Annotated in this window: 27 protein-coding genes; 10 read left to right on the plus strand and 17 right to left on the minus strand. The window is 58.2% G+C overall.

The window, feature by feature from the left end; translation table 11 throughout:
• Nucleotides 1–15: 15 nt before the first annotated feature.
• Together GOW09_RS01840 and GOW09_RS01845 are read right to left on the minus strand one after the other, a co-directional pair.
• On the minus strand, nt 16–717 hold the full coding sequence (locus GOW09_RS01840) for a DUF1194 domain-containing protein (RefSeq protein WP_171115210.1): 702 nt from the start codon (nt 715–717) through the stop codon (nt 16–18).
• Nucleotides 714–1,142 carry a VOC family protein gene (locus tag GOW09_RS01845; protein WP_170343834.1) on the minus strand — a complete coding sequence of 143 codons (429 nt, stop codon included), beginning with the start codon at nt 1,140–1,142 and terminating at the stop codon, nt 714–716. Before GOW09_RS01845 ends, GOW09_RS01840 begins: the two co-directional genes overlap by 4 nt.
• A gap of 175 nt (nt 1,143–1,317) precedes the next feature.
• On the opposite strand from GOW09_RS01845, the gene thyX reads away from it, so the two are divergent.
• The gene (gene thyX / locus GOW09_RS01850; protein ID WP_152458489.1) at nt 1,318–2,226 is read left to right on the plus strand and encodes an FAD-dependent thymidylate synthase; all 909 of its coding nucleotides are present in this window, start codon (nt 1,318–1,320) and stop codon (nt 2,224–2,226) included.
• A gap of 364 nt (nt 2,227–2,590) precedes the next feature.
• On the opposite strand, the gene GOW09_RS01855 is transcribed toward thyX, so the two are convergent.
• Complete coding sequence (locus GOW09_RS01855) at nt 2,591–2,797, minus strand: cold-shock protein (RefSeq protein ID WP_152458488.1); 207 nt, start codon at nt 2,795–2,797, stop codon at nt 2,591–2,593.
• 215 nt (nt 2,798–3,012) lie between these two features.
• Here GOW09_RS01855 and GOW09_RS01860 point away from each other — a divergent pair, with 215 nt between their 5' ends.
• Together GOW09_RS01860 and GOW09_RS01865 are read left to right on the plus strand one after the other, a co-directional pair.
• Nucleotides 3,013–3,330, plus strand: a complete 318-nt coding sequence (locus tag GOW09_RS01860) for an ArsC/Spx/MgsR family protein (RefSeq protein WP_152458487.1) — start codon at nt 3,013–3,015, stop codon at nt 3,328–3,330.
• A 40-nt stretch (nt 3,331–3,370) separates the two neighbouring features.
• Complete coding sequence (locus GOW09_RS01865) at nt 3,371–3,739, plus strand: hypothetical protein (RefSeq protein WP_152458486.1); 369 nt, start codon at nt 3,371–3,373, stop codon at nt 3,737–3,739.
• 1 nt (nt 3,740) lies between these two features.
• Here GOW09_RS01865 and GOW09_RS01870 read toward each other — a convergent pair whose 3' ends face one another.
• From GOW09_RS01870 to thrS, 5 genes are all read right to left on the minus strand, one after another.
• Nucleotides 3,741–4,259: a DoxX family protein gene (locus tag GOW09_RS01870; RefSeq protein WP_171115212.1), complete on the minus strand. Its 519-nt coding sequence runs from the start codon at nt 4,257–4,259 to the stop codon at nt 3,741–3,743.
• Nucleotides 4,256–5,017, minus strand: coding sequence for a DNA-binding domain-containing protein (locus tag GOW09_RS01875; RefSeq protein WP_171115214.1), 762 nt, complete (start codon nt 5,015–5,017; stop codon nt 4,256–4,258). Before GOW09_RS01875 ends, GOW09_RS01870 begins: the two co-directional genes overlap by 4 nt.
• The gene (locus tag GOW09_RS01880; RefSeq protein WP_171115216.1) at nt 5,014–5,871 is read right to left on the minus strand and encodes a DUF692 family multinuclear iron-containing protein; all 858 of its coding nucleotides are present in this window, start codon (nt 5,869–5,871) and stop codon (nt 5,014–5,016) included. The genes GOW09_RS01875 and GOW09_RS01880 overlap by 4 nt, the downstream gene beginning before the upstream one ends.
• A gap of 72 nt (nt 5,872–5,943) precedes the next feature.
• Nucleotides 5,944–6,246, minus strand: coding sequence for a DUF2282 domain-containing protein (locus tag GOW09_RS01885; protein WP_170343841.1), 303 nt, complete (start codon nt 6,244–6,246; stop codon nt 5,944–5,946).
• A gap of 221 nt (nt 6,247–6,467) precedes the next feature.
• A complete protein-coding gene (thrS, locus tag GOW09_RS01890; RefSeq protein ID WP_171115218.1) occupies nt 6,468–8,426 on the minus strand; it encodes a threonine--tRNA ligase in 1,959 nt (652 codons plus the stop codon).
• A 193-nt stretch (nt 8,427–8,619) separates the two neighbouring features.
• On the opposite strand from thrS, the gene GOW09_RS01895 reads away from it, so the two are divergent.
• The 4 genes from GOW09_RS01895 to GOW09_RS01910 all read left to right on the plus strand — a co-directional run bounded on the left by GOW09_RS01895 (nt 8,620) and on the right by GOW09_RS01910 (nt 11,820).
• Nucleotides 8,620–9,369 (plus strand): alpha/beta fold hydrolase, encoded by a 750-nt coding sequence (locus tag GOW09_RS01895; protein ID WP_171115220.1) that lies wholly within the window; start codon nt 8,620–8,622, stop codon nt 9,367–9,369.
• The gene (locus GOW09_RS01900) at nt 9,369–10,361 is read left to right on the plus strand and encodes a carboxylesterase (RefSeq protein ID WP_171115221.1); all 993 of its coding nucleotides are present in this window, start codon (nt 9,369–9,371) and stop codon (nt 10,359–10,361) included. Before GOW09_RS01895 ends, GOW09_RS01900 begins: the two co-directional genes overlap by 1 nt.
• Nucleotides 10,362–10,410: 49 nt before the next feature.
• Entirely contained in the window at nt 10,411–11,025 is a 615-nt protein-coding gene (locus tag GOW09_RS01905; RefSeq protein WP_171116493.1) for a hypothetical protein, read from the plus strand.
• 84 nt (nt 11,026–11,109) lie between these two features.
• Entirely contained in the window at nt 11,110–11,820 is a 711-nt protein-coding gene (locus GOW09_RS01910) for an alpha/beta fold hydrolase (protein WP_171115223.1), read from the plus strand.
• Nucleotides 11,821–11,846: 26 nt separating this feature from the next.
• Here the strand turns inward: GOW09_RS01910 and GOW09_RS01915 are convergent, their stop codons facing one another.
• On the minus strand, nt 11,847–12,410 hold the full coding sequence (locus tag GOW09_RS01915) for a DUF6151 family protein (RefSeq protein ID WP_371808010.1): 564 nt from the start codon (nt 12,408–12,410) through the stop codon (nt 11,847–11,849).
• Complete coding sequence (gene phaZ / locus GOW09_RS01920) at nt 12,410–13,681, minus strand: polyhydroxyalkanoate depolymerase (protein WP_171115225.1); 1,272 nt, start codon at nt 13,679–13,681, stop codon at nt 12,410–12,412. Before phaZ ends, GOW09_RS01915 begins: the two co-directional genes overlap by 1 nt.
• Nucleotides 13,682–13,792: 111 nt before the next feature.
• Between phaZ and GOW09_RS01925 the strand changes: the two genes are divergently transcribed.
• The 3 genes from GOW09_RS01925 (at nt 13,793) to phaR (ending at nt 16,859) form a co-directional block, all read left to right on the plus strand.
• Nucleotides 13,793–15,595, plus strand: a complete 1,803-nt coding sequence (locus tag GOW09_RS01925; protein WP_171115227.1) for an alpha/beta hydrolase — start codon at nt 13,793–13,795, stop codon at nt 15,593–15,595.
• A gap of 130 nt (nt 15,596–15,725) precedes the next feature.
• On the plus strand, nt 15,726–16,172 hold the full coding sequence (locus GOW09_RS01930) for a phasin family protein (RefSeq protein WP_152458475.1): 447 nt from the start codon (nt 15,726–15,728) through the stop codon (nt 16,170–16,172).
• Between the two features lie 135 nt (nt 16,173–16,307).
• Nucleotides 16,308–16,859, plus strand: a complete 552-nt coding sequence (gene phaR, locus GOW09_RS01935) for a polyhydroxyalkanoate synthesis repressor PhaR (protein ID WP_171115229.1) — start codon at nt 16,308–16,310, stop codon at nt 16,857–16,859.
• Nucleotides 16,860–16,923: 64 nt separating this feature from the next.
• On the opposite strand, the gene GOW09_RS01940 is transcribed toward phaR, so the two are convergent.
• The 7 genes from GOW09_RS01940 to GOW09_RS01970 form a co-directional block, all read right to left on the minus strand.
• On the minus strand, nt 16,924–18,138 hold the full coding sequence (locus tag GOW09_RS01940; RefSeq protein ID WP_171115231.1) for a DegT/DnrJ/EryC1/StrS aminotransferase family protein: 1,215 nt from the start codon (nt 18,136–18,138) through the stop codon (nt 16,924–16,926).
• Nucleotides 18,139–18,251: 113 nt separating this feature from the next.
• A complete protein-coding gene (locus GOW09_RS01945; RefSeq protein WP_171115233.1) occupies nt 18,252–19,556 on the minus strand; it encodes an FAD-binding oxidoreductase in 1,305 nt (434 codons plus the stop codon).
• A gap of 8 nt (nt 19,557–19,564) precedes the next feature.
• Nucleotides 19,565–20,923 carry a glutamine synthetase family protein gene (locus tag GOW09_RS01950; protein ID WP_152458471.1) on the minus strand — a complete coding sequence of 453 codons (1,359 nt, stop codon included), beginning with the start codon at nt 20,921–20,923 and terminating at the stop codon, nt 19,565–19,567.
• Nucleotides 20,923–21,603: a type 1 glutamine amidotransferase gene (locus GOW09_RS01955; protein ID WP_171115235.1), complete on the minus strand. Its 681-nt coding sequence runs from the start codon at nt 21,601–21,603 to the stop codon at nt 20,923–20,925. The genes GOW09_RS01950 and GOW09_RS01955 overlap by 1 nt, the downstream gene beginning before the upstream one ends.
• Before the next feature lie 58 nt (nt 21,604–21,661).
• Nucleotides 21,662–22,981, minus strand: coding sequence for a glutamine synthetase family protein (locus GOW09_RS01960; RefSeq protein ID WP_171115238.1), 1,320 nt, complete (start codon nt 22,979–22,981; stop codon nt 21,662–21,664).
• Between the two features lie 132 nt (nt 22,982–23,113).
• Nucleotides 23,114–25,300, minus strand: a complete 2,187-nt coding sequence (locus GOW09_RS01965) for a xanthine dehydrogenase family protein molybdopterin-binding subunit (protein WP_171115240.1) — start codon at nt 25,298–25,300, stop codon at nt 23,114–23,116.
• A gap of 3 nt (nt 25,301–25,303) precedes the next feature.
• The gene (locus tag GOW09_RS01970; RefSeq protein ID WP_152458467.1) at nt 25,304–25,768 is read right to left on the minus strand and encodes a (2Fe-2S)-binding protein; all 465 of its coding nucleotides are present in this window, start codon (nt 25,766–25,768) and stop codon (nt 25,304–25,306) included.
• Between the last annotated feature and the right edge of the window lie 37 nt (nt 25,769–25,805).

The raw sequence follows: 25,805 nt of genomic DNA on the forward strand, positions 1-25,805 counted from the left end.
CACTCAGGCGCGGATTTATTGCGGGTCTTCATCAAGCGCACCAATCTGCAAACCGCTCAATTCCCGTTTCAGCTTTTTCCGCATGGCCCGTTCGAAATCTTCGAACCCCTGAGCGACCTCCAAAAAGGCACCGGGACCATGCAGGACGTTGTTTTCAAAAAACGGGATCAGAAAAAGTTCGCCTTCAAAATCCGCCGCGTTGATTACGAGGCCATTGACCACCACATTCTGGAAAGCGAAGTGACGATAGGCTATCTGCGGTCCATAGCCATCGTTGTTTGAACCATCTCCGGACAGGTCAATCGTTTGAAACAAGCAGTCGGGTGCCTGGTTCATCAAGGTTGACCCGTAAGCCAGGGCATAGCCCATGGCGGTCGCTGATCCGGAATCTGATCGCACAGAAGTACTTATCTGACCGGAGGCGAAGAGCAGGTCGGCAACATCTTCTATCAGCAACCAATTCAAAATGACGTGCTGGGTGGAACGACCGCTCCATTCGTAAACAGCCAAAGCAACCGGCATAGGAGAGGAGAAAAAAGCCTCCTGCACTTCGGGTGCGATCAGCGCAGCGGCCAAACCCTGCCGTTGCAGTACGTCCTCGGCCTCATCGACCGACACTGAAATGTCAATGGCCAATGCAAGGGCCAGACGACACGTCTCGGCCTTGATCGGGCTGGCCAGCACGGCCAACCCAAGCGTTATGACCCACCGGATCACCAGTGGCCAACGCTTTCCATGCTGGCCCAGGGTTCCTTCGGCTCCAAAGCATCGCCGTTTTGCAAAAGCTCGATCGAGATATTGTCGGGTGAGCGTACAAAGGCCATGCGACCGTCACGCGGAGGGCGATTGATCGTGACACCATTGTCCTGAAGGTGCTGGCAAACCTCGTAGATGTTGTCGACGCCGTATGCAAGGTGACCGAAATGGCGGCTGTCGCTGGGAAGGCCGTCATCACCGTCCCAGTTGTAGGTCAGCTCGATCGGCGCATCCTCCTGCCCCGGAGGGGCCATGAAAATCAGTGAAAATCGCCCGGCTTCGCTGTCATAGCGGCGTGTTTCCTTCAGGCCCAGAAGCTTGTAAAACGCCATGGATTTTTCCAAATCCTTCACGCGGACCATGGTGTGAAGATATGTCAGCGCCATTTTGCTCATCCTTTTCGACTCAGTTTGCAAAGAGCTTAGCGCGCCGACCTAGTGTGTCGAGACCGCTGGGTCTGGCGAACTGAATTTTGCGTGGGTTGCGGCATATATCGCGGTTTCGATGTTGCGGTTGGCGAGATATAGTAGGGGGCGACTCATTGCCAGAAAGGAAAACTTGATGCCGCTGTCCGCTGACCAACAGGCCGAGATCGAAGCGCAACGTGCCCAATCGCATCCCACTCGTCGCGTCGTTTCAGCGGGAATGGAAGATCACCTGTACACCGCGCATCAGGTTTTGGATCACGGCTTTGTCCGCGTGATTGATTATATGGGCGATGATGCGGCCATCTGTCAGGCCGCGCGCGTGTCTTACGGCAAAGGAACCAAATCGGTTCAGAATGACGAAGGTCTGATCCGGTATCTGATGCGGCACTGGCATTCGACCCCTTTCGAAATGTGCGAGGTCAAACTGCATGTGAAGCTGCCGGTCTTCGTGGCGCGGCAGTGGATTCGGCACCGTACGGCCAATGTAAATGAGTATTCGGCGCGATATTCAATTCTGGATCGTGAGTTCTATATTCCCGCACCCGAACATGTGGCCGCCCAATCAGAGGTGAACAATCAGGGCCGTGGCTCTGCTCTGGAAGGTGAAGAGGCCGCGCGTGTTCTGGACATCCTCAAGGCCGACAGCGCCCGGTGCTATGACAATTACGAGTCGATGATCAGCCAGGACGGGCAGCAGGGTCTGGCTCGAGAATTGGCGCGGATGAACCTGCCCGCAAACATCTATACGCAGTGGTATTGGAAGGTCGACCTGCACAACCTGTTCCATTTTTTGAGACTGCGCGCTGACCCTCATGCTCAATATGAGATCCGCGTCTACGCTGATACGATGTGCAAGATTGTCGCCGACTGGGTGCCCTTTGCCTATAAAGCATTCGAGGACTACCGTCTTGGGGCCGTCAACCTGTCGGCTCAGATGGTTGAAAGCCTACGCCGCATGCTGGCGGGTGAGGACGTCACGCAGGAAAGCTCGGGCATGACGGCTCGGGAGTGGCGCGAATTCGAAGAGATCATTCGCAAATAGAATTCGAATTGCCGGGCGCCAATTTTTTCGGATTGTCATGCCAAGCGATCCATCGCCTAAGCAGAGTGTGGGCTTTTGCGACGCATGCACGATGACCTGAAACCGGAACGAAGGGCGTCGCAACGTGCCAGCGTCGCCCCGAGCACACAATGAAAGCCTGGGAAATCCGATCTGGGGGCGGGGCTGGGATCAGGTCGCAGGAACCCGGGGTATCCGACACCACTGCAACGGATATACACCATCGACGCCGCACAAATGAACAATCCGCGCGCGGGTAATGGAACAGGCCCGGTAGGGGGTGGTTGACGGCCGGAAATTGGCCGCCATCCTTAATGGATCCATCCCGCGATCAGCGGGGATGTCGTTACAACGGCTTCAATTCCGCAGCCATTTGTCGGCCGTCGCGTCCGTCCTGCAACTCGTACGAGACTTTCTGATTGTCTGCGAGTCCGGTGAGGCCGGACCGTTCTACGGCCGAGATATGTACAAACACATCTTTGCCCCCTTCATCAGGGGCAATAAAACCATAACCTTTAGTGGTATTGAACCATTTCACGGTGCCGGTTGGCATGTCCCGTGTCTCCTTCTACTTGCGCATTGTCCCACAAATTGGTGGGGGCTGTGGTCAGCGTCACCACAAAAAAAGACTGTTTGGCACTTTCTGAACAGTCCGTTTCGTGTGTTTCGCCTTTTTCAACATTGCACGGTGAAGTAAAAAATCAAGAATAACCGCCGGAAACTGGCAAGTTTGCCTAAAATGCAATCAAATGCAGGAGCAGTAAAAACATGCGCCTTTATGGATTGAAAACCTGTGACACCTGTCGCAAAGCATTGAAAACATTGCCAGACGCAGAGTTCGTGGATGTCCGCAGCGACGGCGTGCCGGATGCTGTGCTGTCGCAGGCTCTTGCTGACTTCGGCGACGCTTTGCTCAACACCAGGTCAGCGACATGGCGCGGATTGGATGACAACCAGCGCGCGAAAGCACCTTTGGAGCTTTTGAAACAGCATCCCACCCTGATGAAGCGCCCGTTGATCGAGAAAGGCGGAGAGCTGTTTCTCGGCTGGACTGCGGAAACACGCACGCAGCTTGGTATTTCTTAAGGAATGCTTATGTGCCTGCAAGCAACAGTGAGGACGTTAAATGCGTAATGCCGCCATGATCTTGGGCGTTATTGCCGGGCTGATCGGGATGATCGTCGGGTTCTTCGGGTATGCGAAGGTGGTCGTCATCGATCACGTCGGCGAGATAGACGGCGTTCTGAGGCAGGTGGACAACCCTGACCTGATTCAGGCTGTGTCGATCATTGCGCCTTTGTTGGCCATTGCCGGGGGGGCGATGGCGCCCGCGCGCGCCCTCGTTGCAGGGATCCTGCTGCTGATTTCAGCGGCGGCGATGTACTACGCCTTCGGATTTGGTGTGTTCACCATGTTCCCGATCGCGTTTGCCGGGGTTGCCGGGGTGCTTGGGCTGGCAGCAGGTAAGCCAGACCAGCCCAAAGCGCATTTCTAGGTCATTTCAGACGCAGGATCCGATCAAGTGAGATGGGGCCTGCACCGTTGATCACGATCACCAGCATCATGAATGTCCACATCGTGCGCTGATCCATAATGGATGGCGCCGCGTCGAACAGGCTGCCCAGTTTCACGCCATGGCCGGTGACGTCGACCAGAGTCTGCACCCAGATGAAACCGATCATACCCAAGGCCGCCAGACGGGTGAACAGACCGACCAGCAGCAGCGCGGGAAGGACGAATTCTGCAACCGTGCCCAAGAAAATGACGATACGTTGGAAGAACGTCATTTGGGATACGTCGTAAAGGACGGCTTCGGCGGCTTTGGGGAAAATCTGACCGAAGGCACCTGCCGAAGGTGAAAAGATCGAACCGTCGATCTTCAGCATTGCCGAGTTCCAGTAATAGACCAGAAGGACAGCGACAAAGACCAGCCGCGCCAGAGTGGGTGTAAGCCAGTTGGACGCAAGGTCCACCTTTCCCAGAACGTTGTTGTGAAGTGAGATCAGGGCAGTCATGTCTCCAGCCTTTCGATAGTCACAGAAGTTATTGCACCGCCCTGCAAAAGCAGTGCCAGAGTGGTTCCAAGGTCAAATTCAGGTTGCTCCGCCGCTGTTTTCTCAAACGCTTCGCCGATCATGTCGCCACCTTGCATATAGGCGATCCCATCGGCGCCGCCGGCGGGCAGCAATTGGGCAACCGGGTCGAATTCCGGGCGTGTGATCAATACATCCTCGGCTTGGGCAACCGGTTTCGGCGCGTCGGATTCGGTGTTGAAGCGCCAGATCGCGTGAATGGGCCAGTCCGAGCGCACCACCCGCATGGCCGGGGCAAAACGCAACCGGGCCCGCATGACTTGTTCGGGGTCTGCGGCCAGTGCGTCTGCCGGGGCGGGTTGGCTGTCGGCGGCGTGGTACGACTTGCGCAACGCAAGTTCCAGCCGCGCCACATCCGGCAGGTAACCAAGATGCGAAAGCTGCTGCATTCCAGCCAGAAAATCGGGAAAGGCTTCACCATAGAACATCATCAGAGGTGATGATGGCGGGTGCTGGCGCAGAAATATCCCGGCCAGCCCATCCATGTTCTGCGGCCCCAGCAACTTGGTGATGACTGGAAACGCCTGATGCATCGCCTCGGTCAAGGACACGGCGATATTATTGCGATAGACGCTGAACCGACGACCTGCTGGCTGCGCCTCGGCGTCCAGCAAACCTTCGGGGACAGGGGCTGACGCATCCATCATGGCCGCGCGAAATTCGGATTGCGAAACGCTCATGCCGGGATCCGTTCAAGGGCGGTCTGTGCGCGAACGGCCTCTTCCCGCAAAATGGACCAGTCCGGTACGTCGGTGTCCCACTCGATCAGGACGGGTTTCGGCCCCGTACGTTCCAGCACGTAATCCAACAGCGCCCAGACCGGATCAACGACTTCACGCCCGTGGCTGTCGATCAGCAGCGGGTGGCCGTGATCGTCTTCATCCTCGTCATGGCCGCCAAGGTGAATTTCCCCCACTTTTTCAAGTGGGTAGGCATCGATGTAACCCTGAGGAGAGAAATCCAGATTGGTGGCAGAGACAAAGACGTTGTTGACATCCAGCAACAAGCCACATCCGGTACGACGTGCAATTTCGCGCAGAAAGTCGGGCTCGGACCAGGTGCTTTCCTCAAAAGCCAAATAGCTTGAGGGGTTTTCCAACAGCATCTGCCGTCCGACGGTGTCCTGAACCTGATCGATATGATCGCAAACGCGTGTCAGTGTTGCGTCGGTATAGGGCAGGGGCAGCAGGTCGTTGTAGAAATGGGTGTCATGGGTGGACCAGGCCAGGTGTTCGGAAAAGCTGGCGGGATTCAGCCAGCCTACCAGATGTTTCAGCCGGGCCAGGTGATCAGAGTCCAGCGCGCCTTCGCCGCCGATGGACAGGCCAACGCCATGGACCGAGATCGGGAATTGTTCGGAAAGATGGCGCAGCTGCGCCAGAGGCCGCCCGCCATCGCCCATATAGTTCTCCGCATGAATTTCCAGCCATGCAACGGGTTGCGCGTGTTCAAGTATCTGAGCGAAGTGTTGCGGCTTGTAACCTACGCCCGGAGCTGCGGGCAGGCGGTTCGACCTGTGGGCATCATCCAACATGGGCCAGTTCCTTGATCACGAAAGGGAAGGGGCGGGCGATGGTGCCCGCCCCCTGAATTCGTCAGGCCGTTCTTATGCCGGCAGGTCGCGATCCTGAGCTTCCAGTGAGCCTTTGCGCGGGGTGCCGTCTGCCTGTGCGGGCAGTTCGATATCCGCGCAGGTGCCTGCATCAACCAGGGTCCATGCGTTGCCCTGATAATCAACGGTCGAGGTGCCCGCGCAGGTGGTGCCGGGGCCCGCGGCGCAGTCGTTCTGACCGGCCAGCGATACGCCATAGCATTTTTCCTTTGCCTGAGCGGATGCAGTGGTTGCGGCGCCCGATACGGCGGCTGCGACTGCGGTTGCGATAACCAGGGACTTGGCTGTGTTCGACATCTCGGTAATCCTCTTGATGACTGGGTATGTCTGCTTGTGACAATGACAAAGGTAGTAGCTTGGTAGACAGAGTTGAATTCACGAGCCCGTGTCTCACAAGCACGTCAAAGGGCGGCGTGCCCTCTTGCAGCGTAATGCATTGTTTTTGATGAAGAAAGAGTGAATTGTTTCAATCTGGCCCCAATTCGGGGGCCAGATTCCCAGCAATATGCTGCCGATTGTTACAGCAAATCCGGCGGGGTGGCTGCCTGCGACAGCTCGTTTGTTACAACGTCAAGCGGTTGGACCTGCGTCTGTTTTTCGCCCAGACGCCGGACACTGACGGTGCGGTCTTCAACTTCGCGATGGCCGACGGCCAGAATGACCGGAACTTTGCCGACCGAGTGTTCACGAACCTTGTAGTTGATCTTTTCGTTGCGAATGTCGGCTTCGGCCCGCACACCGGCGCCGCGCAGCGTTTCGACCACTTCGGCGACATAGCCATCCGCATCGGAGGTGATGGACGCAACCACGACCTGACGCGGCGCAAGCCAGAAGGGCAGCTTGCCGGCGTGTTCTTCGATCAGGATACCGATGAAACGCTCGAACGAGCCCAGCGTCGCGCGATGCAGCATGACGGGGCGGTGCTTGCCGCCGTCAGCGCCGATATAGGTGGCATCAAGGCGTTCGGGCAGCACGAAGTCAACCTGATGCGTGCCGCATTGCCAATCGCGACCGATCGCATCCGTAAGAACAAATTCCAGCTTGGGACCATAAAAGGCGCCTTCACCGGGGTTGAGCTCCGGCTCGATCCCGGCAGCACGAGTCGCGCTGAGCAACGCGGCTTCGGCCTTGTCCCAGACTTCATCCGACCCCGACCGTTTCTCGGGGCGATCCGAGAATTTGACCGAGAAGTTCTCGAATCCGAGATCCTTGTAGATCCGGGACAGGAACCGGATGAACTCTGCGGTTTCAGACTCGATCTGGTCTTCGGTGCAGAAGATGTGCCCATCATCCTGGGTAAAGCCACGCACACGCATGATACCGTGCAGCGCACCTGACGGCTCATAGCGGTTGCAAGACCCGAACTCGGCCATGCGCAGCGGCAGGTCGCGATAGGATTTCAGGCCCTGATTGAAAATCTGCACATGGCAGGGGCAGTTCATCGGCTTGAGCGCGTTGATCGCCTTTTCGCGGGCATGTTCCTCGTCCACTTCGACGATGAACATGTTTTCCTGATACTTGTCCCAATGGCCCGATGCTTCCCACAGTTTGCGGTCCACAACCTGCGGCGTGTTGACCTCGACATAGCCGCCGTTGCGCTGCTGACGGCGCATGTAGTCCTGCAACTGGGTGTAGATCGTCCAGCCGTTGGGGTGCCAGAAAATCTGGCCGGGGGCCTCTTCCTGCATGTGGAACAGGTCCATCTCGCGGCCCAGCTTGCGGTGGTCGCGCTTGGCGGCCTCTTCCAGCATATGCAGGTGCGCTTTCAGCTTTTCCTTTCCGGTGAAGGCCACACCATAGATGCGCTGCAACATCGCACGGTCGCTGTCGCCACGCCAATAGGCGCCGGCGATGGACATCAGCTTGAACGCATCCCCCGGAACCTGCCCGGTATGTTGCAGGTGCGGACCTCGGCACAGATCCTGCCAGTGCCCGTGCCAGTACATGCGCAGCGGCTCGTCGCCGGGGATAGCCTCGATCAGCTCGACCTTGTAGGGCTCGTTGTTGGCCTTGTAGAATTCGATCGCGCGCTCGCGGTCCCAGACCTCGGTGGTGACGGGATCACGCTTGTTGATGATCTCTTTCATCTTTTTCTCGATGAGGCCGAGATCCTCCGGCGTGAACGGTTCTTCACGGTCGAAGTCATAATACCAGCCGTTTTCGATGACAGGGCCGATGGTGACCTTGGTGGCGGGCCAGATCTCCTGAACCGCGCGCGCCATGATATGGGCCAGATCGTGGCGGATCAGCTCGTTGGCCTGGGCCTCATCCTTCATGGTGTGGATGGCGATCTGCGCGTCGGATTCGATGGGCCATTGCAGGTCCCAGTGCTGGCCGTCAACAGAGGCAGAGATGGCCTTTTTGGCCAGCGAGGTTGAGATGTCGGCAGCCACCTGCGCGGGCGTGACGCCTGCGGCGTAGGTGCGTGCATTGCCATCGGGAAAGGTGAGAGAGACGGATTGAGAATCCAGGGCCATATCGGCTCTCCTCGTCGGTTTGGCGCCCACTGAACGCCCGGTTGCGGGTTATGTGTGTTCGGCCCATGTGGCAGGTGCAACAATTACTGTCAAGTGTCGCAAGGTGCGTAGCTGACGCAACGGGAAATCGAATTCCGGAATTGCGACCATCGTGCTGCCGTGCATGATGTTGCCTAAAGAGAAAGAGGATTTCATGGCAGCGACGGATTTTCTGGAGACGCCGCAGGGGCGGCGACTGGCTTATCACAAGACCGAAGGGGCAGGACCGACCATCGTTTTTCTGGGCGGGCTCAAATCGGACATGGAAGGCACCAAGGCCGTGCATCTGGAAGCCTGGGCACAGGCGCGGGGGCAATCGTTCTTGCGGTTCGATTATTCCGGCCACGGCGAAAGCTCGGGCGCGTTCACCAAGGGCTGTATCGGTGACTGGCATCAGGACACATTGGCTGCGGTAAAGGCATTGACGGACGGACCTTTGATCGTGGTAGGCTCATCAATGGGGGGATGGCAGGCATTGCTGCTGGCCAAAGTCATGCCCGAGCGAATTGCAGGCATGGTGACAATCGCCGCCGCGCCGGATTTCACCGAGGACGGGTATTGGGCTTCGTTCAGCGACGAACAAAAAGCTGCGCTGGACACTGTCGGCCATGTCGAGCTGCCGTCCGACTATATGGAACCCTATATCATCACCAAGCGCATGATCGAAGACGGACGCCAGAATTTGGTTCTGCGGGGCGCACTGGATCTGCCGTTCCCGGTTCGTTTCCTGCAAGGCACCGCAGACACGGCAGTTTCGACCGAAACAGCCGTGCGGCTGCTGGAACATGCTGCGGGCCCTGACATGCGGCTGCTGTTGGTCAAGGGGGCCGATCATCGCTTCTCGGACGAGAAGTGCCTGCGTCTGATCAAGACCGCGGTTCTTGACGTGTTGGGAGAAGCCTGATGCGGCGCTTTGGTTGGCTTCTGGGGCGCGCTCTTCTAGCGCTGGTTGTTCTTGGCGGCCTGGTCTTCTGGTTCGGCCCGCGCGAGGAAGTGAACCTGCACCCGACCTTTGACTCTCGGAAATTTGGTGAAGGTGTTCAGGTTTATTTTGAAAGCACCGAGTCCGCCTATGATGACATCGTTCCGGGTGTCGAAAAACGCGTGATCTGGCAGGACGGGTTCAAGGAACAGCGCACGCCGTATTCTGTTCTGTACATCCACGGTTTTTCAGCAAGTTCCGAGGAAATCCGCCCTGTTCCTGATCTGGTGGCTGACGCTTTGGGCGCCAATCTGGTCTACACGCGGTTGCAAGGTCACGGTCGGGATGGGCCGGCGATGGCCGAGGGTACGGCCTCGGGCTGGATGCAGGATACCGCAGAAGGGCTGGCAGCGGCGCGCGCGGTCGGGGAAAAGGTGATCGTCATTTCCACCTCGACCGGAGGAACGCTGGCGGCGGCCGCTGCGTTGGATGCCGACCTCAGCCAGGATGTGGTCGGCATGGTTTTTGTCTCGCCGAACTTTGGTGTGAATACCGTCGCGGCGTGGGTGCCTTCATTGCCATGGGCAAGAAGCTGGTTGCCTGTTTTGATGGGGCAAGAACGCGATGTGTCAGGGCCGGACCCAGAGAAGAACAGGTACTGGACGTCGGTCTACCCGTGGGAAGCCGTCGTGCCGATGTCCGTGCTGGTGGATACGGTCTATGCACTGGATTTCTCTGAGGCCCTGATACCCGCCTTGTTCTGGTTTTCGGATGATGATCAGGTTGTGCGGCCGGACCGGACGCACAAGGTTGCCGAGGCCTGGGGCGCTCCGGCAACGGTCAGGCTGGTGACGATGGGGCCGGGTGACGATCCGTCTTCACATGTTATCGCGGGGCGGTTGATGTCGCCGGGTCAAACCGATGCCGCCGTTGCTGGTATTCTGGAGTGGCTGAAGGGCTTGGGGGTGGAATAAACCCTGATTGATCGGACAAAAAGGATGCAAGATGCGTAAGCCGGGTAGCATGTGGAGCCTTGAGACCCTGGGTCGTGTCCGCTTGTCCCGGCATTTCTTCATGCGCGATTTTCTGTATTCGGAAATCGGCAACTTCCACCAAAAGCAGAATATTCCGGACAACCCGGATCTGGCGATCGAAACAGGCCGCGCGTTTTGCGAAACCCTTCTTGACCCTTTGGAAGAGACATTTGGCCGGGTCGCGGTCAGGTCGGGTTATCGTTCATCGTCCTTGAACCGGTTTGGCAATGAAAACAAGCTGAACTGCGCCCGAAACGATCACCCGCTGGAATGCCATATCTGGGATCGCGGGGAAGGAGATGCGCGGATCGCCGGGGCGTCCATCGTTATTCCGTGGTTCGCGGATCAATATGCGCAGGGCAGGGACTGGCGAGATCTGGCGTGGTGGATGCACGATCATCTGGAGTATTCCGAAATCTGGTTCTTCCCCAAGCTCTGTGCGTTCAATCTTGTGTGGCGGCCCAGGCCGCATCGCCGGATCGACAGCTATATTGCTCCGCGTGGGTGTCTGTTGAGGCCCGGCGCTGAACCCGGTGAAGACCTTGCGACGCGGCAAGCCCGTTACGCCGATTTTCCGGCATTTCGCGCCATCGCCTACCCGTGAAGTTTTCCTTGCCCGGCCGCGGCAAAACTCTCATCCTGACAACAACTGGAAGGACTCGGAAAACCGAGCAGATGGAGCCCCCGCGTGAACGAACCGCTGGTGTTGTTGCCTGGGTTGATGTGTGATGCCCGGCTGTTTCGACCTCAGATCGAGGTGTTGTCACGGTCACGGCCCGTCACTGTTGCACCTGTTTCCGGAGGCGAGCGAATTGAAGAGATCGCCTCGGGGCTGTTGGATCAGCTTCCACATCGGTTTGCATTGGCCGGGCAGAGCATGGGTGGTGTTGTGGGGCTGGAACTGATCCGGCGGGCACCGGAGCGGGTGACGCGCCTGTGCCTGATGTCGACGGACGCACAGGCGGACACACCTCAGATCGCGGCCAGTCGCGAGGACCTGATCATTGGTGCCCTGGGTGGGCGGCTGGAAGAGGTCATGCGCCAACTGGTCGGGACCGATACTTTGGCGCCGGGGCCCAGGCGAATCCCCATTCTGAATGATCTTTTGGCAATGGCGAATGATCTGGGCGCCGAAACTTTTGTGCGCCAAATGCGTGCCTTGCAGCGCCGACCCGACCAACAGGGATCGTTGCGCCGGATCAAAGTCCCCACTTTGATCATGTGCGGTGCCCATGACACGCTTACCCCGGTCAAACGGCATTCTTTCATGTCTGACCTGATACCGGAGGCCGCGTTGGAGATCGTCGAAAATGCCGGACATCTGCTGCCGCTGGAAGCGCCCGATGCCGTGAACAAAGCCTTGGAAACCTGGCTGAATATCCCGCAAAGGTTTGTCTAAGGGTAAAGCGCCACCCGCTCGTCTTTCTAAATGACATTCGGTACGACCGCAGGATCGCCGGTCTCGGGGTCGAAAAACGGCGTTTTCTTCCACCGTCCTGACAGGCGCGATTGCAGGGCGCGGCGCAAAAGGCCAAACGCCGCAAACCTGACCTTTTCATGTTTTTGTTTTCCATCGGGTCTAGGGACAAACCCACGGGTTGTGACCGGCCCCAATGCGGAAACGTCACCGGTAATCCTGCCGACGATAAACCCTGCAAAGAGCAAACGTGCAGTCTGTGGCGTCGTCGCCAGCGGAGCGTTGCAGCAGCTGGCATACCATCGCAGCATACCATTTGGGCTGAGCTTCATGGCGGAAAGGAATTGGCCTCCGGCGGTGATTTCGATTTCATCCGGTGCCATCTGGAAGATGTCGACCGGGCCGGGCGCCGGGTCGGGCTGCCCGAAATACAGCTGCGCCGCGCGGCAGTCATGACAGAAACACTCGACATGGGTTCCAAGCCGAACACCCTGGTCCGAGATTTGACCCTTCAACTGGCCGCAGGTGCAAGAAAAGGCGAGGCCACTATGTGCCGGCCCGCCCATGTTCATCAGGCGACCTTGTTGGTGTTCGCTGCGCGGCGACGTTTCTTGCGGCTGTTTTCGTTCATGAAATCAATCACAAGCGGGCGAATGTTGTCGCGCCAGCTGCGGCCCGCGAAAATGCCGTAATGGCCCGCGCCGGGTTCTACGTGGCTGGCCTTTTTGCTGTCTGGCAAGCCGGTGCACAGGTCCAGGGCAGCAATACATTGACCGGGCGCCGAGATATCGTCATTCGCACCTTCGACCGATTTCACGGCAACATCGGTGATTTTGCCGATATCCACCTTGTGGCCGGCGACAACAAATTCGTTGCGTGCGATCTCGCGGTTTTTGAAGACGCGTTCGACCGTCGACAGATAGAACTCGGCCGTCATGTCCATCACCGCAAGATATTCGTCATAGAAACGGTTATGGGCATCCAAGTCCGAGGCTTCGTTGCGGATAACACGCTGAATCTGATCGGAAAACGCTTTGGAGTGGCGATCGGCGTTCATCGACATGAACGACGCCAGTTGCAGCAGGCCGGGGTAAACCATACGCCCGACACCTTTGTACTTGAACCCGACTCGTTGAATCATTGTTTCTTCCAGCTGACCCATCGTCACACGGCGTCCAAAGTCGGTGACGTCGGTCGGGGTCGCGTCCGGGTCCACCGGCCCGCCAATCAGTGTCAGAGTGCTGGGTTGAGCCTTGGGCTCGACCTCGGCCAGATAAGCGGTGGCCGCCAGTGTCAGGGGGGCGGGCTGACAAACCGCGACGACATGCGTGTCCGGACCCAGTTCCTTCATGAAATCTACAAGGTAGAGCGTGTAGTCTTCGACATCGAACTTGCCGGCAGACACAGGAATATCGCGCGCATTATGCCAATCGGTGATGTAAACTTCGCAATTGACCAGCAGGCTTTTGACGGTCGAGCGCAGCAGCGTGGCGTAATGGCCGGACATGGGCGCAACCAGCAGGACCTTGCGCGGTTGTTCTTCCCGGCCGTTGACACGGAAATGAACCAGATCGCCGAAGGGGCGTTCCAGAACTGTCGTGATCTCGACCAGATGGTCCTTTCCATCCTCGCAGGTGAAAGTACGAATGCCCCAGTCAGGTTTGACGATCATTCGCTGGAAGGTTCGTTCGGTAACTTCGCCCCAGGCAGCCATCCAGCTGAACGCCGGGTTGGGTGTCATGGAAAACAGCGGGTAGGACGCCATCGCGCTTGCGGTTGCACCAAGCCACTGGTTGGTGTTACGCATGGACTCCATAAGGTCGTAGGTCATCATATAGCGCATAAATGGGGCCTCCTGAGTGTCATCCTGAGAGTTCGGACCATTCGTCGCTTTGCCCCCCAGCACCCACGACGTTATTCTGCATGGCAGCGAGGTTAGGGTGGAATTGTTAAAATGACAACAAGTGAAGACCAAATGCCGGACGTGTCCGAAGAACATATTGAACGCATTAAAGAAAATATGGAAAAGGTCGAGCAGCTCTCGAAGCGCCTGATTGAAATTATGGCGTCAAAAAAGTCGCACACCCCAGCGCTGGACGGCCCGAATCAAGAGCTTTTCGCACGAGCAGCAACGGCGTATTGGGCCGATGCATGGCAAAATCCCGCCAAACTGTTGGAGCAACAGATAGAATTCTGGGGCAAGTCGGTTCTCAACTTTGCCGAAGCGCAGAAAGCGCTGACAACGGGTGAGGTGGAAACCGAGGAAACCAAGCCCGGTGACAAACGGTTTTCCAATCCCCTTTGGGAGACAAACCCTTATTTCCGACTGATCCGGCAGCAATACCTGACGAACGCGGAAGCGATTGCGCAGGCTGTCTCGTCGGTCGATGATCTGGATGCCAAAGACAAAAGACGCCTACAGTATTTCTCGCAGCAGATCATCGACATGATGGCGCCCACGAATTTTCTGGCGACTAACCCGGATGCCCTGCAAAAGGCGGTCGAGACCGAAGGTCAGTCGCTGATAAAAGGGTTGGAGAACCTTGTTTCAGACCTCGAAGCCAATGATGGCGAGTTGGTCGTCAAACTGGCGGATGAAAGCGCGTTCGAGGTTGGTGGAAACCTGGCGACAACGCCGGGCGAGGTCATATATCGCAACCGGATGATGGAGCTGATCCAATACAAGCCGGTGACCGAAACGGTTTACGAAACACCCATCGTTCTGTTCCCGCCCTGGATCAACAAGTTCTATATTCTGGATCTGAAAGCCCAGAACAGCATGATCAAATGGATCACCGAACAGGGCTATACCCTGTTTGTCGTAAGCTGGGTGAACCCGGATGAAAGCTATGCCGAAACCGGCATGGAAGACTATATTCAGGACGGTTTCCTGACCGCAATCGAAACGGCCAAGAAGATCTGCAAGGTCAAACAGGTCAACGCTGTGGGTTATTGCATCGCGGGCACGACGCTGAGCCTGACCTTGTCCTTGCTGAAACAGCGTGGCGACAAGTCGGTCAAATCCGCAACGCTGTTCACGGCACTGACGGATTTTTCCGATCAGGGTGAGTTTACGCCATTCCTGCAAAACGACTTCATCGACGGAATCGAAGAGGAAGTAAAAAAGGAGGGCGTTCTGCGGTCGTGGATCATGGCGCGCACCATGTCGTTCCTGCGATCACGCGACCTGATTTATGGTCCGGCTATTCGCAGCTATATGATGGGGGAAGTGCCTCCGGCCTTTGATCTGCTTTACTGGAACGGCGATGGTGCAAACCTGCCAGCAAAAATGGCCGTGGAATATCTGCGAGGCCTCTGCCAGCGCAACGAGTTCGCGACCGACGGTTTCGAGTTGATGGGGCACAAGCTGAAACTCGAAGACGTGGATGTGCCGCTGATGGCCATAACCTGCGAAACGGACCACATCGCGGCATGGAAAGACTGTTACCGCGGCGTGCAGAAAATGGGCTCGCGGTCCAAAACCTTCGTGGTTTCAGAATCGGGTCATATTGCGGGTATCGTGAACCCGCCCAGCAAGAAGAAATATGGCCACTACACCAACCCGGATATGAAGTCGGATGCCAGCACCTGGCTGAAAGAAGCTGATTTTCACGAGGGGTCCTGGTGGCCCATGTGGGATGCGTGGTTGAAGAAGCGCTCCGGCAAGCAGGTTCCAGCCCGTGAGCCGGGTGATTCGAAGCACCCGAGCCTTGCACCCGCACCCGGGACTTATGTTGTGGCGAAACCAAACGCCTGATTTCATTTTGAAACTTAAAAATTCTGCACCGCAGCAAGAAAAAACTTGCAATGCTGCGGTGCAGCAATCATATTGTCCTCAAGCTGATGAAACCCGGGGTGGGCCCGGACCGGCTAAAAGGATTAGGACAATGGCAAAGACCCAAGACTTTACCGCGATCATGAAAGACATGATGGGTGCATTTCCGGTGGACACCACCGCAATGGAAGGTGCATTCAAATCGACCGCTTCGCTGAACGAGAAGCTGTCGGGCGTTGCTCTGGACGCTGCTGAGAAATCGGCCGAGATCTCGAACAAATGGACCAAGGACACCCTGGCCAAGCTGAGCGAGATGTCGAAAGCCAAGGCAGAGCCTGCTGACTACGCAAAAGCCGCAACCGACTTCGCAAGCGCGTCGGCTGAAGTTGCAGCTGAAAACCTGGCCGCTTTCGCTGAAATCGCGAAAAAAGTTCAGACCGAAACCGTCGAGCTGCTGATGGCTGCCGGCAAAGACGCCGCGGAAGAAGCAACCGCTGCCGTCAAAAAGGCGACCAACGAGGTCACCACCGCAGCCAAGAAAGCTGCAGCTGCAAAGTAAGAAACGTCCGCGAAGCGCACCCAACCCTCCCATTAGGTGCAATCGCGTTGGGCAGGTCCATTGACCTGCCCTTTCTTTTTGTGCTGCACTCGCATAACCTGTGCTGCAACGCATCATCCTTGGGGAGGGAACCCGGTGTCGGACCAAGAAAAACCGCTGCTTATCAAGCGCTATGCCAGCCGTCGGCTGTATAATACCGAGACCAGCGATTACGTGACGCTCGAAGATATCGCGGGGTTCATCCGCGACGGGCGCGAAGTGCAGATCATTGATCTGAAAACAGGCGATGACCTGACACGTCAGTATCTTCTGCAAATCATTGCCGAACATGAAAGCCGGGGTGAAAACGTGCTGCCGGTGAATGTACTGAATGATCTGGTGCGCAGTTACATGCTGCCGGGCGGGGGAATGATGCCCCAGTTTCTGCAAAGCTCGTTCGAGATGCTGCGCGAAAGCCAAAACAAGATGATGGAAAACATGAGCGCGATGAATCCGATGTCTCAGATGCCGGGTTTTGACGCATTGCAGGCGCAGCAACAGGCTTTCCTGAAGGCGATGACCAGTGGGCTGTCCAGCGGATGGTCCAGCCCGGAAAAGGAAGAGGAAAAGTCCGAACCAAAAGAGGATCTGGACGACATAAAGAAACAGCTGGCCGAGTTGCAGCAAAAACTGTCCAAGCTGAACTGATCCGTTCCGAACAAAGAAACAGGCCCGCATTGTGCGGGCCTTTCTTGTTCAAAATGCCATTGCTTTAAGTGCCATAGACCGGCATCGGGCCGGTCACTTCGCCAACCGATGCCAGCAGGATGTCTGCAATCACGTCCAGCTCTTCGCGGGTCAGGCGGACGGGCAGGCGCACGTCACAGGCCTTCATCAGCATGTCGCGCGTCTTGGGCAGGTCGAAAGTTTCCGGAAGGAATTGCCAGTTCCAGAAGGCGCGGGCGTTGTCTTCGCTCAGACCAAAAACCTGAACCTTGACGCCGCGTGCCTCGGACGCTGCGGCAAAGGCGCGGATCTCATGTTCCTGCATTCCGACAAGATTGAACTGGATCGAATCCGGCGCACGCTGCTCGGGGGGCAGGGGGGCGGGAACCTCGATATGAGACGAGGTGTTCAGGCGACCAGCCACGTAATCATGGTTCGCCAGGCCATCGCGGACGCGGCGCGCCAGTTCCGGAAGTTGCGGACGGATCACCGCCGCGCTGAGGTTGCTCAGGCGAAGATTGTACAGCGGCAGCTTGTTCTGCCAGCGGGCAAAGGCCTCTTCCAGTTCGGGTGAGTTGTCACCCTGAGGACCTTTGTGCTTCTTCCAATTGTGCTCATACGCGCCTGACATGATGACGGCCCGCGCGACAAGATCTGCATCATTCGTGATCAGGATGCCACCTTCGCCGGCATTGATCATCTTGTAGGATTGGAACGAGAAACATCCGGCCTTTCCGATCGTACCGATATTGCGGCCATGCCATGTGGTGCCCAGCGAATGCGCGGCATCCTCGATCACCGGAATGTTTCGTGCGTCGCACAAGGCCATGATCGCATCCATGTCGGATGTATGCCCGCGCATGTGGCTGATGATGACTGCCTGAACGTTGTCCAGCTTGGCCTCGAAATCGGCCATGTCGATGCGATAGTTTTCACCCACTTCGCACAGAACCGGAATGCAGTCGGCATGGACGACAGACGACGGCACGGCCGCGAAGGTGAAGCCGGGGATCAGAACACGCGCATCGCGGGGCAGGCCCAGTGCTTTGAGCGACAGAAACAGCGCGGCTGAACAGGACGACACCGCCAAGGCGTATTTCGTGCCCAACAGTTCCGCGAACTCGGCTTCCAGCAGGGCCACCGGGGCATCCTGCGGTGCGGTATAGCGGAACAGGTCACCTGACTGCATCAGGGCCTCGATCGCGTCCTTGGCGGCGGCAGGGATGGGTTCGGCGTCGTGAACGTTGGGGGGCAGCGTCATATTTGGAATTCCCGAATTCTATCTTTGGGAAAGATAAAGATAATCGGAAGGCAATCCAAGCCCTCAATCGCCGGGCAGGCGAAAATTCACCAATCTGTCGCAATTTACGTGGATCAGACCCCAAGCCGGTCGCGCAGTGCGAACCATGTCATGGCCAGCACCAGAAGCGGGCTGCGCAGGGCAGGGCCGCCGGGGAAAGACAGCGCGGGCACGCGTGCCATCGTGTCAAACCCTTCGGCCTGACCCTGAATCGCCATCGCCATGAGTTGTCCGGCATGGGTCGCAGTGCCGACACCGTGACCGGAATATCCCGAAGCCGAAAGAATATTGGGTGCGACACGGGCCAGATACGGCATCCGCCGCATGGTGATGGCCAGCGTTCCGCCCCAGGCATAGTCGATCTTCACATCCCGCAAATTCGGGAAAATCTCGGTCATGGGTTTGCGGACCTTGGCGGCGACATCTGATGGAAAGCGATAGCCATAGCTTTCGCCGCCTCCGAACAAGAGGCGGCCATCGGCGCTGAGGCGAAAATAGTTCACCACGAATTTCGTATCCGCAACCGCCACATCCCGGGTCAAAACCCGGGCGGTGTCCTCTCCAAGGGGTTCGGTGGCCGCAATGAAATTGTTGATGGGCATGACCCTGGCGGCGACGGAACGATTGAGGTCGCCCAGATACCCGTTGCAGGCCAGAATGACGTGCTCGGCCCGAACGTTGCCGTGAGCAGTTCGGATCACAGCCGTCTGGCCCTCGTCAATACCGGTCACTTCGGTGCTTTCATGGATGCGAACGCCCGCTTTGGCCGCGGCTTGCGCCAATCCCAACGCAAAGTTCAAAGGGTGCAGATGTGCCGCACCCATGTCCAGATACCCGCCCTTGTAAGCGGGTGATGGGCAAAGCGCGTGACCTGCGTTTTCGTCCAACAATTCGATCTGGTCATATCCGTACCGCTCAGAAAGATGGCCAGCGTGGTCATGCAGTTCTTTCTGCTCAGATCTGCTCAGGCCCAGGACGGCGATGCCGGGTTTCAGGTCACACGCGATCTGGTGTCTGGCGATCAGGGATTTGACCAGATCCTTGGCGTCTTCGGCCAAATCCCACAGCTTGGCGGCGTCAGCATCGCCAACAAGACGTTCGAGGTCTTCCTGATCCATCCGCTGCGCGCTGCCCAACTGGCCGCCGTTTCGGCCCGACGCGCCAAAGCCCGCGCGGTGCGCTTCAAGCAGCACGACGTCGAACCCGGCTTCGGCCAGATGAAGAGCCGCGGACAGCCCCGTATAACCGCCACCGACTACACATACATCCGCTTTGGTGTCTTCTGACAACGCAGGAAAGCGATCCATCGGATTTGCCGTCGCAGCATACCAGCTGTCTGGGTACTCACCTTTGCGGTCATTGGAATAGAGCAGGTTCACGGAAGGTCTCAGACGTTGATCAGCAGGTGTTCACGTTCCCAAGGAGAGATGACCTGCAGGAACTCTTCGTACTCGGCCCGTTTGACGATGCCGTAAACGCGGGCGAATTCAGGGCCCAGAACCTCGTGCAGGGCAGTGGCCTCGTCGAACAGGTCCAGCGCTTCGCCCATGACCTGCGGGATATCGCCCTCGCCTTCATAAGCGTCGCCATAGAACTGACGACGTGGGCGTTCCTGCTCGACCAGGCCAAGATAGCCGCAGGCCAGCGACAGCGCGATGCCCAGATACGGGTTGCAGTCCATCCCGGCGATGCGGTTCTCGACGCGTCGCGATTCCGGGCCGGACAGGGGCACGCGAATACCGGTGGTGCGGTTGTCACGGGCCCATTCCAGGTTGATCGGTGCCGCGTGATCTTTCACATAGCGCCGGTAGGAATTCACATAGGGCGCCATGACTGCCAGACCGGCGGGCAGGTGGTTCTGCAAACCGGCGATGAAGTGATAAAACGCGTCCGTCTCACCCCCTTGAGGACCAGAGAAGATGTTCTGACCGGTTTCCATGTCGATGATCGAGTGATGGATATGCATGGCCGAACCCGGCTCTTCCTCGATCGGTTTGGCCATGAAGGTGGCAAAACAATTGTGGCGCAGCGCGGCCTCGCGGATCAGACGTTTGAAATAGAAGACTTCATCGGCCAGTTTCACCGGATTGCCGTGACGCAGGTTGATTTCCAACTGCCCGGCGCCGCCTTCCTGCGTGATGCCGTCGATCTCAAACCCCTGATGCTCGGCGAAATCATAGATGTCGTCGATCACCGGGCCAAACTCGTCCACGGCCGTCATGGAATAGGCCTGCCGCGCCGCGGCCGGGCGGCCGGAACGCCCCATCATGGGTTTGATGCCCTGCGCCGGGTCCACGTTGGGGGCAACCAGAAAGAACTCCATCTCTGGTGCAACAACCGGCTTCCATCCCTTATCATGATAAAGCTGCACAACACGCTTGAGCACGTTACGCGGGCTGTAGGGGATCGGATTGTCATCCCGGTCGTAGGCGTCGTGGATCACCTGCAATGTCCAATCCCCCGTCCACGGCGCAGCGGAAGTGGTCGAGAAATCGGGCTTCAGGATCATATCCTTTTCGATGAACCCGTCATCGCCGGCCGCTTCGCCCCAGCCCCCTGTGATGGTCTGGTAAAAGATGCTGTCGGGCAGGTGGAAATAGGATTGCTTTGCGAATTTTGATGCAGGCACCGCCTTGCCGCGCGCAATCCCCGGCAGGTCCGAAATGATGCATTCAACTTCGTCCAGTCGTTGCCCATGGAAATATGCCTTTGCGGCTTCCGGAAGTTTGTCGGTCCAATCAGCCATCAGGCTCTCTCTTTCTTTAGAAACTCGGCCATGTGGCGCGCGATTTTGGCGTTGTCGTCCGGGGCCGTCTCGCGATTTGCGGCTTCGCGCATCAGGTCTTCGGGCACCACGCCCTTGCCCCGTGTCCGCATCAGGCCTGCCACGAATCCGTTGGTGAATTCCGGGTGGGCCTGAACTGTCCAGATTGTGTCCCCATAAGCCAGCATCGCGTTTTCGCAGAAGGTATTCCGGCCCAGAACCCGCGCTTCCTTCGGCAATTCGACAACCTGATCCTGATGCCAGGCATTCAGCCATAATCTGCTGCCGTCATATTCGTATTCCGTACGACCTACGGCCCATCCTTTCGAGAATTTCTCGACCTTGCCACCCAGTGCCTGAGCAATGATCTGGTGGCCAAAGCAAACGCCGATCAGGGGTTTTCCACTTTCCCGGATCTCGCGCACCAACGCTTCCAGCGGGGCGATCCAGGGAAGGTCCTCGTAAACCCCGTGGCGCGATCCGGTAATGATCCATCCATCCGCATCATCCGCACCATCGGGGAAAGTGCCGTCCACGACGGCGAAGGTCACGAACTCGAACCCGTTGTCACGCAGCAACGCGGGGAAAAGTTCGTCATAATCCCCGAATTCTTCCTGTAGCACTTCGGGGGTGTGGCCGGTTTGTAGAATACCGATTTTCATATGTCACCAAATTTGATCAAATTAACCCTAACCGAGACTGGTTGACGCGGCAAGGGGTTCAAACCGTCTCGAGATAGCACAGCCAGTGATCCTCGGGCGGGATGTTCGCAAATCGGGTGATCTCTTGTCGCTTGGTCATGGTCAGATAGCGGATCAGGTCAGCGGGGAACAGCCGGGCCACCAGGGGATCCGTGGCGAACCTGTCAATCGCGCTCGACCAATCCGGCATCAGTTGACGCAGGTCCGCGATGTCATAGGCGTTCCCCATGATCGGGGCAGGTGGGGTCAAGCCGTCCTCGATGCCGACAAGTGCCGCGCCCAGAACTGCGGTCAGCATCAGATACGGGTTTATGTCCCCGCCGGCGACGCGGTGTTCGATGCGCCGTGCGGCGGGCGCCCCGCCCGGGATACGAATGGCAGCGGTTCGGTTTTCATAGGCCCAGCAGGCGCCCGTGGGCGCATGTGCACCCGGTATGAGCCGTGTGTAGGAGTTGCCGTGGGGTGCAAATATCAGCGTACTGCCCGGCATGGCCGCGACACAGCCCGCTACGGCAGACCGCAATATCTCGGTGCCTTCCGGCCCGTTGTTGTCGAACACATTGTGCCCATTCTGGTCCAACACCGAGAAATGCACATGCATTCCGTTGCCCGCGTCATCGGCATAAGGCTTGGACATGAAGGTGGCCGCAAATCCGTGCCTGCGTGCTAATCCACGCGTCAATGCCTTGAAAAGCCACGTATCATCAGCGCAGCGTATGGCGTCCTGATGGTTCAGGTTGATCTCGAACTGACCGATGCCGCTTTCGGAAATGGCCGTCTGCGCGGGGATGCCCATTGCGGCGCAGCCATCGTACAGGTCGGTAAAGAACGCCTCGAACGCGTCCATTTCGGCAACCGACAGAACGGCCTCATCCGCAAGGCGCCGCCCTGTGATCGGATTCACCGGTGGTTGCGGCTGCGCGGCAGAAGCGTCAACGAGTGTGAACTCCAACTCCGTCGCGGCAACAACGGACCAGCCGCGTTGCGTATAGCGGTCGAGTGTGGCGGACAGGGCATGCCGCGGGTCGCCCGGAAAGGGTACGCCGTCATCATCATACAGACACATCGGCACCAGCGCTGTTTCCGTATCCAGCCAGGGCACGGGGACCGGGCCGCGTTCGGTCGGGCGCAGCACCCCATCAGCGTCGCCGGTTTCAAAGACCAGCGGGCTTCCTTCGATATCAGCGCCCCACAGGTCTACGTTCAGTGCCGAAAACGGCATTCGCACGGCGCCTTTTCCCAGTTTGTCGGCATAGCCGGGGGGCACGCGTTTGCCCCGCATCTGACCGTTCAGGTCACATGCGGCAACGCGAAAATTGTGCAGGGCTCTCAGATCCATTGGGGGCTCCGTCGGTGAAACTCCCCAGTGATTTACTTCAATGGATGTGCTTTGTCACCAAATTTGATCAAATTCTGACTTGGGTATTCAAGGAACGCCCGCGCCGGTATTGACCGGCGCGGAGAGCTGTTTTCAGGCAAAGCTTACGCCATGTTCTTCCATGGGCAATTGCGCCACATGCAAACCTGACAGGGCCTTGATCGCATTGGCCAAAGCCGGTGCCGACGGTGGCGTGCCGGGTTCTCCGACGCCGGTCGGCGCTTCGGCCGATGGCACGATGTGCACGTCGATTGCAGCAATATCCCCGATGCGCAGCGGTTCGTAATCCGGGAAGTTGTATTGATCAACGGCCCCGCTTGTCAGAGTGATCTGGTCACGCATCACATGGCCAATGCCATAGCCGATGCCGCCTTCCATCTGGGCCCGCACGATATCGGGGTTCACGGCGATACCGCAATCCACGGCACAGGTGACCTTTTCAATCCTGATGCCACTTTCCGGATCGCCCGAGATTTCGACCACTTCAGCCGCGTAAGACCCAAAGGACTTGTGAACGGCAATCCCCTGCGACCGGCCTTCTGGCGCATTGCCCCAGTTTGCCTTTTCGGCCGCCAGCTTCAAAACAGCTGCCTTGCGTTGCTGGTCCGGGTTGCCGCTGTCGGACAGATGGGCCAGACGGAACTCCACCGGATCACGACCGGCGGCCTCGGCCACCAGATCCATCATGGTTTCCATCGTATAGGCGGTGTGGGTGTGCCCGACCGAGCGCCACCACAGAACCGTCGTCGCCTTTGGCGTGTCGGTCAGACCCACCGCCATGCCGGGGATGCTGTAGGGGCTGTCCGAAACGCCTTCGACCGAGCTGTGGTCGATGCCGTCATGAACCAGAACAGCCTCGAACGGGGTGCCCTTGATCACGGATTGACCGGCAATCTGGTGCTGCCACCCGACGATGTTGCCTTCGGCGTCCAGACCCACACGAACCTTGTGGCCAAAAGCCGGTCGGTAATACCCGCTGCGAATGTCGTCTTCGCGCGTCCAGACCAGTTTCACCGGGCGCGAGCGGTCAGTGACGACAAAGGCCAGGGCGGCCTCGACCTGATAATCCGCATCCGGGGTGGCGCGGCGCCCGAAAGACCCGCCTGCCAGCATGGTTTTGATGTGGATCTTCTCGGCCGGCAGGCCAAAGATCTGCTGGTAGGCCATATGAGGACCCGTCGGCATCTGTGCCCCGTCATGCAGAACGATGTCTCCGTCTGCGGTCTGCTCGATGGTGCAGTTCAACGGTTCCATCGGGGCATGGGCCAGCAGTGGGAAGTAGAACGTTTTTTCGACGACCTTGTCCGCGCCGTCGATGGCGGCTGCCACAGCGGCAAAATCCGCCTTGTTGACGTTATACGTGGGCTCAGCCTCCAGCGCGGCCATGATCTCGGCCTTGATCTGGTCCGAGTTGCGGGTTTCCGCGCCGGACATGTCCCATTCGACCTCAAGCGCATCGCGTGCCTGAATCGCGGCCCAGGTGTTCTCGGCGTACACCGCGACGCCCGCCTGATTGGGCAGAACCGCGGCGCTGATATAGCCTTTGACCTCTTTCGATGCGCTGTCATCAAAGCCCAGCGCGACGCCGCCCTTCGCTTCGGGGCGTTTGATCATGGCGATCATCTGGTTGGGCAGGTGAACGTCCATGGCAAACATCGCCTGGCCGTTGCTTTTGATGGCCGTATCCTTGCGGCGCACCGTTTCATTTCCGATCAGACGGAATTCGGACGGGTCCTTCAGGCGTGGCTCTGCCGGAGCGTCCCGTTGCGACGCAGCGGACACGAATTCAGCGATCGGAGCCGACTTGTCGCCTGCCTTCACAATGCCGTCTTCGATGGTGATGCCGGATGCATCCACGCCCCAGCTTTGCGCGGCAGCGTTGATCAGCATCTCGCGCGCGGCAGCACCGGCCTGACGGTATTGCAGCCACGAATTCGCCATCGCGGTCGAACCGCCGGTGCCCTGGAACGGGCCGAACAGCAGGTTGTTGTAGACATTCGGATCCGAGGGGGCGAACTCGTATTCGATCTGGTCCATGGTCAGGCCGATTTCTTCGGCAATCAGCGTCGGCAGTCCGGTCGCCGGGCCCTGACCTTTTTCAAGATGTTTGACGATGGCGGTCACGGTGCCATCGGCATCGATCTTCACAAATGGATTGAACTGCGCGGTCTCGGACGAGGCCGCGGCCAGCGCACCGTCCGGACGGGTGCCGACCAGAAGGACGGCACCGGCAGCGGCGGCGCTTTTCAGAAACCCACGGCGAGAAGTGTTGATGGTCATGGATCAGGCCTCCAGAATTTCAGACGCGCGCTGGATGCCGGCGCGAATGCGTTGATAGGTGGCGCAGCGGCAGGCATTGCCGGACATGTACTCGTCAATCTCCTGGACTGACGGTTTCGGGTTCTCGGACAACAGCCCGACAGCCGACATCACCTGACCCGACTGGCAATAGCCGCACTGGACGACATCCAGTTCGACCCAGGCCTGTTGTACGGCGGCGCCGATCTTGTCGTCACCGACAGCTTCGATGGTCGTGACTTCGGCGTCTTCGACGTCTTCAATGAATGTCTGACAGGAACGGACGGGCTCACCATTCACGTGCACGGTGCAGGCCCCGCAGGATGCCACGCCGCAGCCGAATTTTGTGCCGGTCAGTTTCAGTTCGTCTCGGATCACCCAGAGAAGAGGCGTTCCGGGTTCGGCATCAACCTCGTGGGTCGTGCCGTTCAGGTTCAATTTAAGAGCCATGATGAGGGGGTCTCCTGTTGGTGCTGGTTTCCGCAAT

The sequence above is a fragment of the Ruegeria sp. HKCCA5463 genome, assembly GCF_013034175.1.
Taxonomy (GTDB): domain Bacteria; phylum Pseudomonadota; class Alphaproteobacteria; order Rhodobacterales; family Rhodobacteraceae; genus Ruegeria.

Coding starts and splice junctions, on each gene's coding strand:
- GOW09_RS01900 (WP_171115221.1), top strand. CDS start 9,369: ATGCGGCGCTTTGGTTGGCTTCTGGGGCGCGCTCTTCTAGCGCTGGTT.
- GOW09_RS01905 (WP_171116493.1), top strand. CDS start 10,411: ATGTGGAGCCTTGAGACCCTGGGTCGTGTCCGCTTGTCCCGGCATTTC.
- GOW09_RS01880 (WP_171115216.1), bottom strand. CDS start 5,871: ATGTTGGATGATGCCCACAGGTCGAACCGCCTGCCCGCAGCTCCGGGC.
- GOW09_RS01950 (WP_152458471.1), bottom strand. CDS start 20,923: ATGGCTGATTGGACCGACAAACTTCCGGAAGCCGCAAAGGCATATTTC.
- thyX (WP_152458489.1), top strand. CDS start 1,318: ATGCCGCTGTCCGCTGACCAACAGGCCGAGATCGAAGCGCAACGTGCC.
- GOW09_RS01915 (WP_371808010.1), bottom strand. CDS start 12,410: ATGAACATGGGCGGGCCGGCACATAGTGGCCTCGCCTTTTCTTGCACC.
- thrS (WP_171115218.1), bottom strand. CDS start 8,426: ATGGCCCTGGATTCTCAATCCGTCTCTCTCACCTTTCCCGATGGCAAT.
- GOW09_RS01965 (WP_171115240.1), bottom strand. CDS start 25,300: ATGACCATCAACACTTCTCGCCGTGGGTTTCTGAAAAGCGCCGCCGCT.
- GOW09_RS01955 (WP_171115235.1), bottom strand. CDS start 21,603: ATGAAAATCGGTATTCTACAAACCGGCCACACCCCCGAAGTGCTACAG.
- GOW09_RS01865 (WP_152458486.1), top strand. CDS start 3,371: ATGCGTAATGCCGCCATGATCTTGGGCGTTATTGCCGGGCTGATCGGG.
- GOW09_RS01970 (WP_152458467.1), bottom strand. CDS start 25,768: ATGGCTCTTAAATTGAACCTGAACGGCACGACCCACGAGGTTGATGCC.
- GOW09_RS01845 (WP_170343834.1), bottom strand. CDS start 1,142: ATGGCGCTGACATATCTTCACACCATGGTCCGCGTGAAGGATTTGGAA.
- GOW09_RS01870 (WP_171115212.1), bottom strand. CDS start 4,259: ATGACTGCCCTGATCTCACTTCACAACAACGTTCTGGGAAAGGTGGAC.
- GOW09_RS01860 (WP_152458487.1), top strand. CDS start 3,013: ATGCGCCTTTATGGATTGAAAACCTGTGACACCTGTCGCAAAGCATTG.
- GOW09_RS01885 (WP_170343841.1), bottom strand. CDS start 6,246: ATGTCGAACACAGCCAAGTCCCTGGTTATCGCAACCGCAGTCGCAGCC.
- GOW09_RS01930 (WP_152458475.1), top strand. CDS start 15,726: ATGGCAAAGACCCAAGACTTTACCGCGATCATGAAAGACATGATGGGT.
- GOW09_RS01940 (WP_171115231.1), bottom strand. CDS start 18,138: ATGACGCTGCCCCCCAACGTTCACGACGCCGAACCCATCCCTGCCGCC.
- GOW09_RS01855 (WP_152458488.1), bottom strand. CDS start 2,797: ATGCCAACCGGCACCGTGAAATGGTTCAATACCACTAAAGGTTATGGT.
- GOW09_RS01875 (WP_171115214.1), bottom strand. CDS start 5,017: ATGAGCGTTTCGCAATCCGAATTTCGCGCGGCCATGATGGATGCGTCA.
- GOW09_RS01895 (WP_171115220.1), top strand. CDS start 8,620: ATGGCAGCGACGGATTTTCTGGAGACGCCGCAGGGGCGGCGACTGGCT.
- phaZ (WP_171115225.1), bottom strand. CDS start 13,681: ATGCGCTATATGATGACCTACGACCTTATGGAGTCCATGCGTAACACC.
- GOW09_RS01960 (WP_171115238.1), bottom strand. CDS start 22,981: ATGGATCTGAGAGCCCTGCACAATTTTCGCGTTGCCGCATGTGACCTG.
- GOW09_RS01925 (WP_171115227.1), top strand. CDS start 13,793: ATGACAACAAGTGAAGACCAAATGCCGGACGTGTCCGAAGAACATATT.